Genomic DNA, 15,306 nt, shown 5'->3' on the forward strand with positions numbered 1-15,306 from the left:
TGCCTCCTACTTCTTGTATCTATTTTATTATACTTCGTTTACCGAAATATTCCTAGCTTAATCGTCTGAAAATTGGTGTATTTCTTACTTTAATAACCTGAACGCTGCCGATGATAATTTTCTTGATTTTTTTCAAGATAAGCACCCACCACATCCTCAAATGTAAAACCGAGATTATACGCTAGTAACCCATAGTATTGCCAAATAGCTAAATAACGCTCCTCTGTAGGTTGATGAATAAATGCTAAAATAACACTTTGTGTTTCTAAAAAAGTAGCTGTTAAATCTTTGTTTTCTTCTACGAAAGGCCACATTTCAATCGATGTATAGCCCTTTAATAAGCCAAGAGATAAGATAAAATGAATCGAATCTACATATTCTTCTAAAATGACTTCACGTGCTGATGGTCCCTTTGTGCTCCAAAATTTAAAGCAACGTGTTTCATTAGCAAGCTCAGCTAGCTCCACTAGTAAGGCTAAGCCCTTTTCCTGAAACACATCTTGCTGAATATTTTGTGTTTGCTCGATAAAATCATCAAGCTCTTTTTGCATGGTAAACAATTGTTGTAAATTCATTTTTTTCTCCTAAATTTCTAAAAAATTTTTTATAAAAAAGTGAAACTATTTGACCCTTCTAATCGTATAGGAAAGAATAACCTTTCTTCAAGGGGGAAATTTAAACATGTTGCCGTTACTAATTCGACTTGCTGTAATAGCGCTTATTATTTATGTATTTTACAAAGCGATTCGTTATATAACCGATCCTAAACGCAAACTTGATGAAGCCTATGAAAAAGGCCAGTATTATTTCTATGATGACGTTAAAAATGTCCGAAAAAATTTCTTTATTTCCTATAAGGGTGCTCTTTTTGAAGGTGAAAAATACCTAGGCACAACAGAGGATGCATTTGAGGTTGTAACCATTTTCGTCGGTGCGCGCGATGCTGCAACATTACAAGGCTTCAGCAAAAGCGACTTTGAATATTTGCAGCAAGAAATATTATTGAACTATCCAAGCGCCAAAATCAATTGGAAGCAGCCCATTGAACAGCTTATGCGAAACACATCCCCGTCATGAGGATGTGTTTTAATTATTCTCATTTATGTCCAGAGCTGCACAATGATAAAAATTTGTATGGCTGCAAGTAGGGGAAAACCAAATGCAAAACGATTATGACGTGTTTTGTGGCGGAATAAATACATACCCAATACACCCCCAGCTGCCCCTCCTGCTATGGCTAGTGTAAATAATGTACGCTCTGCTATACGCCATTCATGATTCTTTGCTCGTGATTTATCCATCCCCATTAAAATGAGCAATACAATTGATACAATGCTCATATAAGCTAATAATGCTTGTCCCATCTCTTACTCCTTTAAAACCATGATACTATTAATCTAACACAAAAAAGACTGATGGAAAAACCCATCAGTCTTTTTTTTGCACTTGTGATATTTTGCACCTGTGGCTAAGCTTTCGGTGCAGAAATAACGGTTAGCGTTGTCAGCTATTATTTAGCTACTGCTTTTTTAGCAGCGTCTGCTAATTGAGTGAATGCTGTAGCATCAGTTACTGCAAGGTCAGCTAACATTTTACGGTTAACTTCAATACCTGCAACTTTTAAACCGTGCATTAAACGGCTATAAGAAAGACCGTTCATACGAGCAGCTGCGTTGATACGAGTGATCCATAATTTACGGAAATCACGTTTTTTCTGACGACGGTCACGGTATGCATATTGACCTGATTTCATTACTGCTTGGTTAGCAACTTTGTATAATGTATGTTTTGAACCATAGTAACCTTTAGCTAATTTCAATACTTTTTTACGACGTTTGCGCGTCACTGTTCCGCCTTTTACGCGTGGCATATGAATTACCTCCTGCTTTTCATTTAAAAATGAATGTTAGTATTTTTTTGTAGTCAATTATTTCATGTAAACAAGTAAAGATTTGATGCGTTTGAAGTCACCAGATGATACGATGTTTGCTTTACGTAGGTGACGTTTTTGTTTCGTAGATTTGTTTGCGAATAAGTGGCTTCCATAAGCACGGTCGTATTTTAATTTACCTGAACCCGTTTTTTTGAAACGTTTCGCAGCTCCACGGTGAGTTTTCATTTTTGGCATGTCGAATTCCTCCTAAACTGTTCGTCTAATATTATTTCTCGTTCTTTGGTTGAAGAACTAAGAACATGCTTCGGCCTTCCATCTTCGGTTTTTGTTCTACCGTTGATACTTCAGCACAAGCTTCAGCAAAACGATCTAACACACGTTGACCAATCTCTTTGTGTGTGATCGCACGACCTTTGAAACGTAGGCTACATTTTACTTTATCGCCTTTTTCAAGGAATTTAATCGCATTACGTAACTTCGTTTGGAAATCATGCTCATCGATTGTTGGGCTCAAACGAACCTCTTTCATTACGATGACCTTTTGATTCTTACGAATTTCACGGTCTTTCTTTTGCTGTTCAAACTTAAATTTACCATAGTCCATGATACGAGCGACTGGCGGCTTGGCTTGAGGGGCCACAAGGACAAGATCCAAGTTTACACGAGCGGCGATTTCTAGCGCTTCATTACGTGTCTTTACACCAAGCTGGTCACCATTGTGATCGATTAATCGAAGTTCACGTGCGCGAATGCCTTCGTTTACATACATGTCTTTGCTAATAGTAATCCACCTCCAAGTAGTTGTCGCGAATACATGGTTTGGGCAAAGCCTTGCCCGGTTGAACGGTACATCCTCTCGTCATGTCCATAAAAAAAGGACGGACATTTTTGAAGATGTCCGCCCGCTATATGTGCATGCGCAAGTCTACGCAAAACAATTCAACGTGTCATACCTGTTCACAGCCTTTAAAGCGTTGTATCAGGTGAGAAGCGGGCAGCCTCTACTTCAACCACAAACTTTGTATTCATTAACCTTAATTATATTAGCATGTATATGATAAGCTGTCAAATATTTATTTTCTTATCAGTGCTAACATAACCAAAATGAAGCTCTTCTATACAAATGCAAGATTTATTTTATACAGAAACCCTCACTTTGGCAAGCAAGGGTCTCTAGTTAAAGCTTATTTTGTAATTTCTGCTTTAATAGCTGCTAGGAAATCCTCAAAGCTAATTGTTTCGGAATCTTTCGAGCCATAACGTCGAACATTCACGCCATTTGCCTCAACCTCTTTATCCCCGATAACAAGCATATAAGGAATCTTTTTCATTTGTGCCTCACGGATTTTATAGCCTAACTTCTCTTCACGATCATCCATTTCCACACGTAAACCAGCTGCTGTCAGTTGCTCTTCAATTTGCTTTGCATAGTCGAAGTGAGCTTCATTCGATACTGGAATAACTTCAACTTGTACTGGTGCTAACCAAGTTGGGAATGCTCCTTTGTATTCTTCAATTAAGAAGGCAACAAAACGTTCCATTGTTGATACAACACCACGGTGGATAACAACTGGACGATGAGGCTTACCATCTTCCCCAACATAAGTTAGGTCGAAGCGTTCTGGTAATAAGAAGTCTAATTGAACTGTAGATAAAGTCTCTTCTTTACCAATCGCTGTTTTTACTTGAACGTCAAGTTTAGGACCATAGAATGCAGCCTCACCTTCCGCTTCAAAGTAGTCTAAGCCAAGTTCATCCATTGCTTCTTTTAGCATGCTTTGTGCTTTTTCCCACATTGCATCATCATCGAAGTATTTCTCAGTATCTGCTGGGTCGCGATAAGATAAACGGAATGAGTAATCATTAAGATCGAAATCTTTATAAACCTCTAAAATTAACTGTACTACTTTTTGGAATTCCGCTTTAATTTGATCTGGGCGAACAAAAATATGGGCATCATTTAATGTCATCCCACGAACACGTTGTAAGCCTGAAACCGCCCCTGACATTTCGTAACGGTGCATTGTGCCAAGCTCTGCAATACGCAATGGTAGATTACGATATGAATGCATGCTGTTTTTGTACACCATCATATGGTGAGGACAGTTCATTGGACGCATAATTAATGTTTCATTATCCATTTCCATTGGTGGGAAAATTGAATCTTGATAATGATCCCAGTGACCAGAAGTTTGATAAAGCTCTTTAGAACCTAATACTGGTGTATAAACGTGCTTATAGCCAAGTGATAATTCTTTATCGACAATATAACGTTCAATAACACGACGAATTGTTGCACCATTTGGTAACCAAAGTGGTAAACCTTGGCCAACCTTTTGGGAAGTTGTAAACAGTTCTAATTCTTTTCCGATTTTACGGTGATCACGTTCTTTTGCTTCTTCTAGCATTTGAAGGTGGTGTTTTAATTCCTCTTTTTTGAAGAACGCTGTACCATAAATACGTTGTAACATTTTGTTATCAGAGTTCCCTCTCCAGTAAGCACCCGCTAATGATAAAAGCTTGAATTCACGAAGTTTACCCGTAGATGGTACGTGGATACCACGGCAAAGATCAAAAAACTCGCCTTGATAATAAATAGATACTTGCTCATCTGCAGGAATGGCTTCAAGTAATTCTAATTTATACTCATCGCCAATTTCTTCATAAAGGGCTTGTGCTTCAGCACGGCTTACATTTTTGCGTTCCACCTCAAGGTTTTCAGCAATAATTTTCTTCATTTCTTTTTCAATGGCTGGTAGATCTTCAGCAGTGATTGGTGTTGGTGAGTCGATATCATAGTAGAAACCACCTTCAATTACCGGACCAATACCAAGCTTTACATCTGGGAATAGACGTTTAATAGCTTGCGCTGTTAAATGGGCAGTTGAGTGACGTAAAATTTCAAGTGCTGCCTCATCATCTTGTGTAATGATTGCAATAGTTGCATCCTCTTCAATTGGTGTTTTTAAATCCACTAACACACCATTAATTTTACCTGCATACGCTTTTTTACGTAAGCCAGGGCTAATAGATAATGCTACGTCATCCGTTGATGTGCCTTTTGCAAATTCCTTTACAGCGCCATCTGGGAAAGTTAATTTAATCATTTCTGACATAATCTTTGCACTCCTTTGTTTTTGATAAATACATCATGCTTGATGATTGGCTGGAGCAATATTTGTGTGACTCTACGGCTTGGTTTGAGCGGAGTCATTGCTTTTTTAAGCATTTCTCAGTGCAATCGGAGCGGCATCTTCATGCTTCTGAGTATTTTCTTACTCTCTATGAGCAAGTTAACCACTTTCGCGAGCGACTTATCTCCCTATATGAGCGGAGCCACCACTATTTCAATGAAATCTGAGAAAAATAAAAAAAGCTCCGTCCCTCACAAAAGGGACGAAGCGTATGCTCGTGGTTCCACCCTTCTTCCTTCCGACTTACATAAAGTCAGACGAAGCTCAAGGCTAGCTAACGGGCTAGGGACCGGCGAAAGATTATCCCTTTCGCTGCTCAGTAGGTAGTAAATAATGTGCCCATACTAGGAAGTTTTCAGCCGATGACTTCCCTCTCTAAAAGCTGATACACAAAATTCATGTCCTCATCAATGCATATTGATATTAAGTATATGAGTCAGTATACGCTCGATTGTCGAAAAATGCAACTATCAATGTTACATCCGACGATTTTTGCCTCGCATTTCGATCGGCACGGTTAGGGCTTTAATTCGCTCCATAATTCGTCCCGCTTTGACAACCTCAATATCACCTTTTTGTGACTGAGCTAAGTGATGCTCTAATTCTTCATAGTTAAAATTAGACGTAATAAAAGTTGGCAATTGCTCTGCCATCCGATAATGGAAAATAGTCCCCAATATTTCATCACGTGTCCAGGCAGTCATTGTCTCCGCACCTAAATCATCTAGCATTAAGACAGGAGCCTTTTTAATATAATCTATTTTCTCATTCAATGTATTATCGCCAATGGCATTTTTCATTTCTCGTAAAAATTCTGGAACGAAAACTACCACAGAGCGGATTTTAATAGATGCTAATTCATTGGCCAATGCCCCAAGTACAAAGGATTTCCCTACACCAAATTTACCATATAGGTAAAAACCTTTTGCAGGTAATTGACCAGTTTCTTTTGTTATTTTAATAAATTGAGCTGCTTTTTGTGCAATCGCCACACGTGATTCATCATCAATACTTAAATCATGAATTGTTGCTTGTAGCACATCTTTTGGCATATGCATACTTGCAATCATATTCGCAACATCCCGGCGTTCTTCTTCCCTAATCTTTTGCTCACAGCGCACATAGTCCATTTCAATAGAATTCCGTACAACCCTTAATGTCGGGATGAATCCTTTTAAATAGTTTGTACAATGTTCGGTATTATCACACCCACAGCACTCAGTAGATTGACTAATAAACTCATGCAGTTTAGGTAAATTTCGCTCAACATTGTCATAGTTTAATTCATCTGCATGCTGCGCTAAAAATTCCAGCACATGCGGGTGCTCTAAAATTTCACGTCGCATGGCTTCATAGCGTTCTTGGAACGAGGGTACATTAATTGCTCGCTTTAGTGGTCCATTTATAGGTTCGATTACTGCTCACCTTCTTTACTATTCGCTTTTTCCTAGCATCTCTAATATTTTTTGTCGCTCTTTTTCAAAATCTATAGTACTAGAGGTAGATTCCTCTTGATTGTCATTTCGTTTATAGAACCATTCAGGCACTTTTTCTTCACGTTGATATCTTGAACGTCCTTTTGTCTGTTGACTCGTTTTATTGGACGTTTGCGGCTTGTTTTTCCAAGCTGTATATTTATCATGCTCTTGACGTGCAAGTTCCATTGCTTCCTTAGCGGTCTGGACATTTTTTCGTACCCAATGATCAGCAATCGTTTCCACATATTTTTTAGGGAGCTTCATATCTGTTGTTAGCATAACGTATTCTAACAATGCATTAACCACTCCAATTGGCATGCCATGTTGAACGATTAAATTTTCTGCAAGTTGGACTGAGGTTTGTAATGGTTCTTTACCATTATTTATATCTCTTAAAACTTGGACAGGCGCCGTTGTTTCTAAATAGTGTTGAAGTTCCTGATCCTTGGTTTTTTGTCCCGCTTCTGCTACTGGTAGAGGATCGGTGACACGGGCAAGTTTTGGCGGCTCCTTGGATACGGTTAATTTATAAAAATCAGCAGCAGCCTTTCGTAAACGTTCCTGAGAAATGCCTAAATCATCATCTAAAGCAAGTATGACTACTTTTTGCATATCAAGGGCTGTTAAATGATATAAAAATGCCAACTTGGCTATAGCTTCACGCACTTCAAATGTCAACAAATTGGAAGGTACCAATTGCTCTGACAAACCGGCTTGCAATAAATCAAAATCGAATTGCTCCAAATAAAATGGATACACTTTTTGTTTATCCTTAGGACTCGTATCCACTTGTAAATCTGATGGAATATTGGCATGAACAGGCTTGTAGACATCAATAAAAGCACGAGATACATCCTTAAACGCCGTGTCCTTTACAGGTGACATAAAGCGCTGACGTAAGTTGCGATAAGCCTGCTCTCCAATTTTACTAAACAAAAACATCGACAGTAGCGGGTCTTTCATAAAGCTATCTGCATCTAATGGGCGCTGTAGCTCATATAAAAAACTACGCTCACCAGCATTTTCTTTTTTCCATGTACGCAGCAAACCAATAGCTTCTAAAGCAATACGAGCCTCAAACACTTTACCAATTGGTAGCCCTAGCACATTCATTAAATAATAATGTGTCATTTGCTGCTTTGGCATTTGCTCTGCTTCTGCCCATAATGTTAAATAGAGGCTAACTGGCTCTGATCCCGTTAATGGTTGATAAAATAATGTAACTAATTGACGCTCTTGTGTAGAAAATGCATGAGGTAGACGAATGTCGAAAGGATCGCCAGGCTGCAATTCCTTATATAAATGAATCAACGGCATTCATCCTCTCTGTTTGCTATGATTTCTTCTCCGTTTGACGTTGAATAATGTCCTTTATTTCTTCAATAAAGACATTGATATCTTTAAACTGACGGTAGACCGACGCAAAACGCACATAGGCAACCTCATCAATTTTGGCTAAGCGGTCCATGACCATTTCGCCAACATCTTCTGAGCGTACTTCCGAATTTCCAATACGACGAAGATCTTTTTCAATGGACAGAACAAGTTCCTCCAGCACATCAAGTGCCACTGGACGTTTTTCACAAGCACGAATAAGCCCACGAAGCACCTTCTCACGGCTAAACTCTTCTCGTGAACCTTCTTTTTTCACAACGACTAATGGTGTCTCTTCAATTTTTTCAAACGTTGTAAAACGGAAGCCACATGACTCACATTCACGACGTCTACGAATTTCTTTATTATCATCTACTGGCCTCGAATCCACAACACGCGTTCCGTTAAATTGGCAAGATGGACATCTCATATAATTACTCTCCTGGTTTACAACAATTTAATATATCTATTATAACAAATTTCCTACATGTAAGAAAAGTGCATTCACGTTTGTGAGCTCATGATAAATCTAAAGCACCTGAAGTACAAGAAAAGTTTCTGTAAAAAAAGAGCACATTGAAACCTTTTCGATTTCAATGTGCTCTCTATAGAAATTATTACGCGTTTACCGTTTCTAAAGCATTTGCCACTTTTTTTACAAGGTCAACAACGCGTGCAGAGTAGCCCCACTCGTTATCATACCAAGCAAGTACTTTTACTTTGCGGTTGCCTAACACCATTGTAGAAAGTCCATCAACTGTTGAAGAATAAGTTGTTGTATTGTAATCAGAAGATACTAATGGCTCAACAGAGAAATTAAGGATACCCTTCATTGGACCTTCTGTTGCCGCTTTTACAAATGCTGCATTGACTGCATCAACTGTTACATCTGTATTTAAATCTACTACAAGATCAACTAAAGATACGTTTGGTGTTGGAACACGAAGTGCCATACCATGAATTTTACCTTCTAATTCAGGTAAAACTAATTTTAATGCTTTCGCTGCACCTGTAGATGTTGGGATAATGGATTGGGCGCATCCACGTGCACGACGTAAATCTTTATGCGGATTGTCTAAGTTCTTTTGGTCATTTGTATAAGCATGAACTGTTGTCATTAAACCATTCTCAATACCAAATGTGTCATTCAATACTTTTGCTACTGGCGCTAAGCAGTTTGTTGTACAAGAAGCATTTGAAATAACATCATGTTTAGCAATATCCAATTTGTCATCATTTACACCTAAAACAATTGTTACATCTTCGTTTTTACCCGGTGCTGTTAAGATTACTTTTTTCGCGCCAGCTGCTAAGTGCATAGCTGCTTTATCACGCTCATTAAATTTTCCTGTAGCTTCAATAACGATATCTACACCCATTGTAGACCAAGGTAATTTTAAAGGATCACGTTCACTAATAATTTGAACACGTTTACCATTTACAACTAAAGCATCGCCTGCTGGTTCTACCGTACCTTCAAATGTTCCGTGATTTGTGTCATACTTAATCAAATGTGCTAACGTTTCTGCAGGATAGCTTGCGTTAATTGCAACGATGTTTAAATCTTGTTGTACGATAGCCTGGCGGAAAACCATACGTCCGATACGCCCGAAACCATTAATAGCAATTGATACTGTCATTTATAATATCCTCCTGTGAGTACATACTCAGATTAATTAATTATATACTTTATGGTGATTAGTATAACACAATTTTAAAAAAGATGAACATTATATATTGAGAATATAAAAGTTCTTATTTTCTGAAAAATTATTCTTTATTATGGCGTTTCCCCATAAAAAAATGCGTAGCAAGATCGGCTTGCTACGCATCATAGAAGAACTCATTAAATAACATCCCAATAATGCAGGATTTTTTTTAATTGTTCTGCTGTACTTTCTATATTTTCGTTATTATAAATGACCGCATGTGCACCCTTTTCTTTGACAGACATCGGCAGTTGAGAGTGCATACGTGCCAATGCATCTTCTTTAGTTAAATTATTTCGTTCCATTAAACGTCGAAGCTGAACTTCTTCACTGACCGATACCACAATGATACGTTCCACAAAATGTTGAAGCTTACTCTCAAATAACAAAGGAATGTCCATCACAACATGTTCATGTCCTGCTTCTAAATAGGCATCACGCTGACGTAACATTTCTTTTCTGATTGCTGGATGCATGATATCATTTAACGTTTTGCGTTTGGCAGGCTCATGGAATATGATATCACCCAGCATAGTTCGATTTAAATTGCCGTCCTCAAGCAAGATAGCTTGTCCAAAACTTTCAGCAATCAAAGCTAATGTCTCTGTTCCAGGTTCTACGACATCTCGTGCTACGACATCTGCATCAACAATCGGTAAACCCAGTTCGCTCATCATTTTAGCTACTGTACTTTTTCCACTTGCAATACTTCCTGTAAGTCCGATAATCATTGCTAAATCCCCTTTAATGTTGACAATTTGGGCAATAGACAGAGGTGCGCCCTCCAATTGTCATTTGACTTGTTGCCGTTTCACATGCTGGACATACCTTTTTCCCATACATTTTTAATCGATTCTGCATACTCCCTGCTTCCCCATTAATATTCCGATAATCAGAAATAGTTGAACCACCCGCTTCAATGCTTTGACGTAGGACGGCAACAATCTCCTCAAATAATGCTCGCTTCCGCTTTTCACTAATGCGGCTCATTTTGCGTGCAGGGTGAATTTTCTGAGCAAACAATGCCTCTGTTGCATAAATATTGCCACAGCCCGAAATGACTTGCCCATCCATAATTACTTCTTTTACAGCTTTATTTTCATATTTCGGTAGCTTAGATTTTGTTATAAAAAATTCACATGCATGCTCATCAAATGGCTCTGGTGCCATTTTTGTCAATGGCGCATGATCTTCAATTTTTGTCAGAAAACGAAGTTCACCGAAGCGACGAATATCTGAATAAATCAAGTATCCTCCATCTGCCATTTCAAATGTCGCATGGATATGCTTTTGAAATTTCGCCTCATTGATTTCTTCGGGGGAATTCACAACAAACCAAGCACCTGTCATCCCTAAGTGACTAACAAGAACATATGGAACATCATCCTTCATCAAATGAAAGAAAATATATTTTGCTCGTCGTTCAATTTTGGTAATGGTCATCTGGGACAAAGTACTTTCAAATGCATCAGGCTCTGCTTGTTTGACAATACATTGTTTACCCTCACTAAAAGAGAAATGTACTCGTTCGGAAAGCTGAACCTGTTGAATGGTACGTCCTTCAACTGTTGGCTTCAATGCCTGGACGACACCCTCTACCTCTGGTAATTCAGGCATTTGAATCCCTCCTTATTTTGCCTCGTACCAAGTTGAGCCATTGTTAAAATCTACTTTAAGCGGTACAGCAAGCTCAATAGCGTTCTCCATGACTTCTGGTACTATTTTTTCTAGCAAGGCAATCTCTTCCTTTGGTGCCTCAAAGATTAGTTCATCATGCACTTGAAGCAGCAGTTTTGCCTGCATCTTTTCTTTTTTCAATCGAGCATCCATATCAATCATTGCCTTTTTAATGATATCCGCTGCACTACCTTGAATTGGCGTATTCATCGCCGTACGCTCAGCAAAGCTTCTTAAATTAAAGTTTGAACTTGTAATATCCGGTAAATAACGGCGTCTATTTAATATCGTTGTCACATAACCATTAAATTTCGCATTTTGTACAATGTCATCCATGTACTGTTTTACACCAGGGAAACTTGCGAAATACTTTTCAATAAAATTAGCTGCTTCCTTACGCGTAATATCTAAGTTTTGGGATAGACCATAATCACTAATACCGTAGACTATTCCAAAGTTAACAGCTTTCGCTGCGCGACGCATATTACTATCTACCTCATCTTCTGACACATGAAATACATCCATAGCTGTACGTGTATGAACGTCCATTCCTTCACGGAAAGCCTCAACAAGGTTTTGATCTTCTGACATATGTGCAAGAACGCGTAATTCAATTTGCGAATAATCAGCAGAAAATAATATCCAATCCTCTTTTGAAGGTACAAAGGCTTGACGAATTTTGCGGCCCTCCTCTAAACGAATTGGGATGTTTTGTAAATTCGGGTCTGTTGAGCTTAAACGCCCTGTTGCAGTTAAAGCTTGCTGGAAGCGTGTATGCACTTTACTATCTGATTCATGAATCTCCTTTAGTAAGCCTTCAATATATGTGGATTGTAATTTTCCAAGTTGGCGATACAACAGAATATGTTCGATGATAGCATGCTCTGACTGTAGTTTTTCTAGGACATCTGCAGCAGTTGAATAGCCTGTCTTAGTCTTTTTAATCACAGGTAGCCCTAGCTTATCGAATAGAATCACACCTAATTGTTTTGGTGAATTAATATTAAAGGTTTCTCCAGCTTCTGCATAAATTTCTTGCTCAATTACCACAAGTTTATCATTAAGCTCTTGCCCCATTTGCTCTAACGTAGCGCGGTTAACCGTAATCCCTTCGCTTTCCATTTCACCTAAAATTCCTGCCAATGGTAGCTCTAGGTTTTTATAAAGATCGAATTGTTCGTTTTCCTTTAATAAGGCTTCCAGTTTCGGCTGTAATGACCATACTGCAAAAGCTTTACGGCTAACATGCTGTGCAAGTTGGTCCAGATCAGGTATTGCACGCTTGGCACCTTTTCCATATACCGCTTCATCTGCTTGGACATCATAGTAGCCTAGTTCCCTTGCAAGTGTTGCGATATCATCGCCACTTAATGCTGGATTATTAATATAAGAGGCAAGTAGCAAATCAAAGTCAACGCCAGCTAATTGAATCCCAGCTCGCTTTAATGATGCTTGAGCTGCCTTAGAATCGGACATATATTTTATTTTTGTGGCATCTTCTAGCCAACGACGGAGAATATCTGATTTTGCTGCTTTATCAAATGGAATATATTGCGTCTTTACGCCATCTGATAAGGCAATTCCCAGCTGCTGACAAGTATGATAGTGCTCGTTTTCAAGCTCTACATGCACAGCCATCACGTCTTTTAAATCCTCAGGTCGAACTTCCTGGACAAGGTCATAATCGAGAGGCGCCTGTTCTTCTTCTTGCACTGTAAAGTCACTTTTATCAAGCAGCGATTTAAAGCCAAGCTCACGCCACACATTGATTAATTCATCTTCTTTTGGCCCATTATAGGCAAGATCAGCCAGTGAAATGGTGATTGGAGCATCCGTATAAATCGTTGCCAGTTTCTTACTCATGATGGCTTGCTCTTCATTAGCTACAAGCTTTTCCTTCATTTTAGAAGCTTTCAATGTATCCATTGCTTCATAAAGTGCTTCAACGGAGCCATGCTCTTTTAATAATTTTACAGCCGTTTTTTCCCCGACGCCTGGTACACCAGGAATATTATCGGAGGAATCCCCCATCAAGCCTTTCATATCAATAATTTGGAGCGGCGTTAATCCGTACTTTTCCGCAATAAAGGCTGGTGTATTTTTCTCTATTTCCGTAATACCCTTTTTCGTTATATAAACGGTTACTTGCTCTGTCGCCAGCTGAGTTAAATCACGGTCTCCAGAAACGATGATGACATCCATATCCTGTGATGAAGCCTCTTTAGCAAGCGTTCCGATAATATCATCCGCTTCATATAATTCCTGCTCATATTGCTTAATACCATACGCATCAATGAGCTTTCGTAAATAAGGAAATTGCTCTGATAATTCTGGTGGAGTCTTTTGACGTCCTCCTTTATATTCTGTAAAAGTTTCATGGCGGAAGGTTGTTTTCCCAGCATCAAAAGCAACCAATATTTTGGTTGGCTGTTCTTCCTCTAATATTCTTTGTAGCATTGTTGTAAAGCCGTATACAGCATTCGTATGAATGCCACTATCATTCGTTAGCAATGGCAACGCAAAAAACGCGCGATACGCTAAACTATTACCGTCCAATAATAGTAATTTTTCCTTGGTCATGATTTTATCCTCCTGCGTTGTCTTCTACTTCTACTTTATCATAACAATACATTTCAAGTAAAAAAAGCAGGCGTCCATCCTCAAGGTTATCCATTATTTTTAATGGTTTATCCACCAATTTTAAGTCTCTATCCACTACTTTAGCATTTCTTTTCATTCAAAAAAGCCAACCGCGCGCACGGCGGTTGACTTGTTTAAAATATTTTAACACCCTTAACGCATATTACCTATAATAGATGAACGACTATCCTGCATTTTTTTCACAAAATTAGTCATTACATCAAAAGCCTCATTCCGTTTACTATTCATGCTTTGTAAACGGAGCATATCCATTTGCTGTGAATTACTTAAAACATCCATTTGACCTTGCTGTGCATTCAAATCAGCTAGCTGCTGATTTCGTTGATGAATCCCCTCTAGTTGATCCTTAAGCTGATTTTCGAACAGCTGTGCTCGCTGCGATTGAACTGCCTGTAATGCCGATTCTAGATCCATGCCTTGAATATCAATTGGTTGAATTAGGCTATTAGCAGAGGATTGCCCTGCCCCACTAAATAATAATCCGACTGCTAAAGCACTTCCAAACACGACCTTTTTCATCTTTATTACCTCCTATTAAAATGAATCTTTGCTTATCATACATACTAAAGGTTAAAACTAGGTTAAAAAATTCAATATGGTATGTATGCATCCGCCTATCAAGTTTAGTCATTGACTATTCTCAATAACTTGACTGTACTACAGATTAAATAAGGGCAATACTGACAAATGTTAATAATTTACTTATTACATCCATTACTAAAAAGCAAAAACTTTCATTCAAGGACAAGTCTCCTGTAAATGAAAGTTCCTAATAGTTGTTATTGATTTGAAGTACGATAAAAAACTTCTTCATAGATGACAGTTAATATAAATGCATTCATAAAAGCAAACACAAGGAATAACGGCATGCCGCCTAATTGTGGATATGTTAGCTCTTGATTAAATACCATTACTGTACTAATTTGTGCCAAAAAGAAGATTAAGCCAATTCCAACTTGCCAAATAGGACGCTTGACCTTTCTTTTTTCATACCAAAATAATTTCTTAAAAAGGTTTCTTACATCATCTGCAATAATAATACTGACTAAAAAGATACAAACAAAAAATACTGGTATATGATAAACACTCTTCGTCACCCACGAAAAATCGGATAGACGGAAGAGAAGTGTTACTATCGAAGCTATACTACAAGCAATCCCTAAATTTTGGAGCCATTTGCTAATTTGTAATTTCAAAGCCCTTACCCCCAACCATTCTTTTTTAAACATTATCATTCTATCAAATTATAGCTGATTGGGGAATACAAACTTATAAATTTCTATTATTTTCTTCCTATAATAATTTGATTTCACGGATAG

Annotated in this window: 17 protein-coding genes and 1 other annotated feature; of the genes, 1 reads left to right on the forward strand and 16 read right to left on the reverse strand. The window is 38.2% G+C overall.

All coding sequences use genetic code 11. The features are described from left to right. Window positions 1-89: 89 nt before the first annotated feature. A complete protein-coding gene (locus L6W14_RS16685) occupies window positions 90-575 on the reverse strand; it encodes a dUTP diphosphatase (RefSeq protein ID WP_054549960.1) in 486 nt (161 codons plus the stop codon). A 106-nt stretch (window positions 576-681) separates the two neighbouring features. Between L6W14_RS16685 and L6W14_RS16690 the strand changes: the two genes are divergently transcribed. After that, window positions 682-1,077, forward strand: a complete 396-nt coding sequence (locus L6W14_RS16690; protein ID WP_004226335.1) for a hypothetical protein — start codon at window positions 682-684, stop codon at window positions 1,075-1,077. A 23-nt stretch (window positions 1,078-1,100) separates the two neighbouring features. Here the strand turns inward: L6W14_RS16690 and L6W14_RS16695 are convergent, their stop codons facing one another. The 15 genes from L6W14_RS16695 to L6W14_RS16765 all read right to left on the reverse strand — a co-directional run bounded on the left by L6W14_RS16695 (window position 1,101) and on the right by L6W14_RS16765 (window position 15,216). After that, window positions 1,101-1,364 carry a DUF1294 domain-containing protein gene (locus L6W14_RS16695; RefSeq protein ID WP_048393614.1) on the reverse strand — a complete coding sequence of 88 codons (264 nt, stop codon included), beginning with the start codon at window positions 1,362-1,364 and terminating at the stop codon, window positions 1,101-1,103. Window positions 1,365-1,510: 146 nt separating this feature from the next. Further along, window positions 1,511-1,870: a 50S ribosomal protein L20 gene (rplT, locus tag L6W14_RS16700; protein ID WP_025114500.1), complete on the reverse strand. Its 360-nt coding sequence runs from the start codon at window positions 1,868-1,870 to the stop codon at window positions 1,511-1,513. Between the two features lie 57 nt (window positions 1,871-1,927). Beyond that, on the reverse strand, window positions 1,928-2,128 hold the full coding sequence (gene rpmI, locus L6W14_RS16705; protein WP_004226312.1) for a 50S ribosomal protein L35: 201 nt from the start codon (window positions 2,126-2,128) through the stop codon (window positions 1,928-1,930). A gap of 31 nt (window positions 2,129-2,159) precedes the next feature. Continuing rightward, window positions 2,160-2,663, reverse strand: a complete 504-nt coding sequence (gene infC / locus L6W14_RS16710) for a translation initiation factor IF-3 (RefSeq protein WP_016994853.1) — start codon at window positions 2,661-2,663, stop codon at window positions 2,160-2,162. 95 nt (window positions 2,664-2,758) lie between these two features. Further along, window positions 2,759-2,907 (reverse strand) — a sequence feature (ribosomal protein L20 leader region). 171 nt (window positions 2,908-3,078) lie between these two features. Beyond that, complete coding sequence (gene thrS, locus L6W14_RS16715; protein ID WP_103118643.1) at window positions 3,079-5,010, reverse strand: threonine--tRNA ligase; 1,932 nt, start codon at window positions 5,008-5,010, stop codon at window positions 3,079-3,081. Between the two features lie 554 nt (window positions 5,011-5,564). After that, the gene (dnaI, locus tag L6W14_RS16720) at window positions 5,565-6,494 is read right to left on the reverse strand and encodes a primosomal protein DnaI (protein ID WP_256451378.1); all 930 of its coding nucleotides are present in this window, start codon (window positions 6,492-6,494) and stop codon (window positions 5,565-5,567) included. 27 nt (window positions 6,495-6,521) lie between these two features. Next, window positions 6,522-7,883 (reverse strand): replication initiation and membrane attachment family protein, encoded by a 1,362-nt coding sequence (locus L6W14_RS16725; RefSeq protein WP_237898449.1) that lies wholly within the window; start codon window positions 7,881-7,883, stop codon window positions 6,522-6,524. 16 nt (window positions 7,884-7,899) lie between these two features. After that, window positions 7,900-8,370, reverse strand: coding sequence for a transcriptional regulator NrdR (nrdR, locus tag L6W14_RS16730; RefSeq protein WP_004226277.1), 471 nt, complete (start codon window positions 8,368-8,370; stop codon window positions 7,900-7,902). A 187-nt stretch (window positions 8,371-8,557) separates the two neighbouring features. Then, window positions 8,558-9,580 carry a glyceraldehyde-3-phosphate dehydrogenase gene (locus tag L6W14_RS16735; RefSeq protein ID WP_004226274.1) on the reverse strand — a complete coding sequence of 341 codons (1,023 nt, stop codon included), beginning with the start codon at window positions 9,578-9,580 and terminating at the stop codon, window positions 8,558-8,560. A gap of 206 nt (window positions 9,581-9,786) precedes the next feature. Continuing rightward, complete coding sequence (gene coaE / locus L6W14_RS16740; RefSeq protein WP_131521356.1) at window positions 9,787-10,380, reverse strand: dephospho-CoA kinase; 594 nt, start codon at window positions 10,378-10,380, stop codon at window positions 9,787-9,789. Window positions 10,381-10,393: 13 nt separating this feature from the next. Next, on the reverse strand, window positions 10,394-11,266 hold the full coding sequence (mutM, locus tag L6W14_RS16745; RefSeq protein WP_237898451.1) for a bifunctional DNA-formamidopyrimidine glycosylase/DNA-(apurinic or apyrimidinic site) lyase: 873 nt from the start codon (window positions 11,264-11,266) through the stop codon (window positions 10,394-10,396). A gap of 12 nt (window positions 11,267-11,278) precedes the next feature. Further along, window positions 11,279-13,906 carry a DNA polymerase I gene (gene polA, locus L6W14_RS16750; RefSeq protein ID WP_131521354.1) on the reverse strand — a complete coding sequence of 876 codons (2,628 nt, stop codon included), beginning with the start codon at window positions 13,904-13,906 and terminating at the stop codon, window positions 11,279-11,281. Window positions 13,907-13,910: 4 nt separating this feature from the next. Further along, window positions 13,911-14,063 (reverse strand): hypothetical protein, encoded by a 153-nt coding sequence (locus L6W14_RS16755; protein WP_193767387.1) that lies wholly within the window; start codon window positions 14,061-14,063, stop codon window positions 13,911-13,913. Window positions 14,064-14,119: 56 nt separating this feature from the next. Beyond that, window positions 14,120-14,506 (reverse strand): hypothetical protein, encoded by a 387-nt coding sequence (locus tag L6W14_RS16760; protein WP_131521353.1) that lies wholly within the window; start codon window positions 14,504-14,506, stop codon window positions 14,120-14,122. A 260-nt stretch (window positions 14,507-14,766) separates the two neighbouring features. Continuing rightward, window positions 14,767-15,216: a DNA polymerase I gene (locus tag L6W14_RS16765; protein WP_193767386.1), complete on the reverse strand. Its 450-nt coding sequence runs from the start codon at window positions 15,214-15,216 to the stop codon at window positions 14,767-14,769. Window positions 15,217-15,306: the final 90 nt, after the last annotated feature.

The sequence above is a fragment of the Lysinibacillus sp. ACHW1.5 genome (assembly GCF_022014815.1).
Lineage (GTDB): Bacteria > Bacillota > Bacilli > Bacillales_A > Planococcaceae > Lysinibacillus > Lysinibacillus capsici.

Bases quoted from the DNA above. Each gene is read 5' to 3' on its own strand.
- L6W14_RS16765 (WP_193767386.1), bottom strand. From the start codon at position 15,216: ATGTTTAAAAAAGAATGGTTGGGGGTAAGGGCTTTGAAATTACAAATT.
- nrdR (WP_004226277.1), bottom strand. From the start codon at position 8,370: ATGAGATGTCCATCTTGCCAATTTAACGGAACGCGTGTTGTGGATTCG.
- coaE (WP_131521356.1), bottom strand. From the start codon at position 10,380: ATGATTATCGGACTTACAGGAAGTATTGCAAGTGGAAAAAGTACAGTA.
- polA (WP_131521354.1), bottom strand. From the start codon at position 13,906: ATGACCAAGGAAAAATTACTATTATTGGACGGTAATAGTTTAGCGTAT.
- mutM (WP_237898451.1), bottom strand. From the start codon at position 11,266: ATGCCTGAATTACCAGAGGTAGAGGGTGTCGTCCAGGCATTGAAGCCA.
- rplT (WP_025114500.1), bottom strand. From the start codon at position 1,870: ATGCCACGCGTAAAAGGCGGAACAGTGACGCGCAAACGTCGTAAAAAA.
- L6W14_RS16760 (WP_131521353.1), bottom strand. From the start codon at position 14,506: ATGAAAAAGGTCGTGTTTGGAAGTGCTTTAGCAGTCGGATTATTATTT.
- L6W14_RS16690 (WP_004226335.1), top strand. From the start codon at position 682: ATGTTGCCGTTACTAATTCGACTTGCTGTAATAGCGCTTATTATTTAT.
- rpmI (WP_004226312.1), bottom strand. From the start codon at position 2,128: ATGCCAAAAATGAAAACTCACCGTGGAGCTGCGAAACGTTTCAAAAAA.
- thrS (WP_103118643.1), bottom strand. From the start codon at position 5,010: ATGTCAGAAATGATTAAATTAACTTTCCCAGATGGCGCTGTAAAGGAA.
- L6W14_RS16695 (WP_048393614.1), bottom strand. From the start codon at position 1,364: ATGGGACAAGCATTATTAGCTTATATGAGCATTGTATCAATTGTATTG.
- L6W14_RS16735 (WP_004226274.1), bottom strand. From the start codon at position 9,580: ATGACAGTATCAATTGCTATTAATGGTTTCGGGCGTATCGGACGTATG.
- infC (WP_016994853.1), bottom strand. From the start codon at position 2,663: ATGTATGTAAACGAAGGCATTCGCGCACGTGAACTTCGATTAATCGAT.
- L6W14_RS16685 (WP_054549960.1), bottom strand. From the start codon at position 575: ATGAATTTACAACAATTGTTTACCATGCAAAAAGAGCTTGATGATTTT.
- L6W14_RS16755 (WP_193767387.1), bottom strand. From the start codon at position 14,063: ATGAAAAGAAATGCTAAAGTAGTGGATAGAGACTTAAAATTGGTGGAT.
- L6W14_RS16725 (WP_237898449.1), bottom strand. From the start codon at position 7,883: ATGCCGTTGATTCATTTATATAAGGAATTGCAGCCTGGCGATCCTTTC.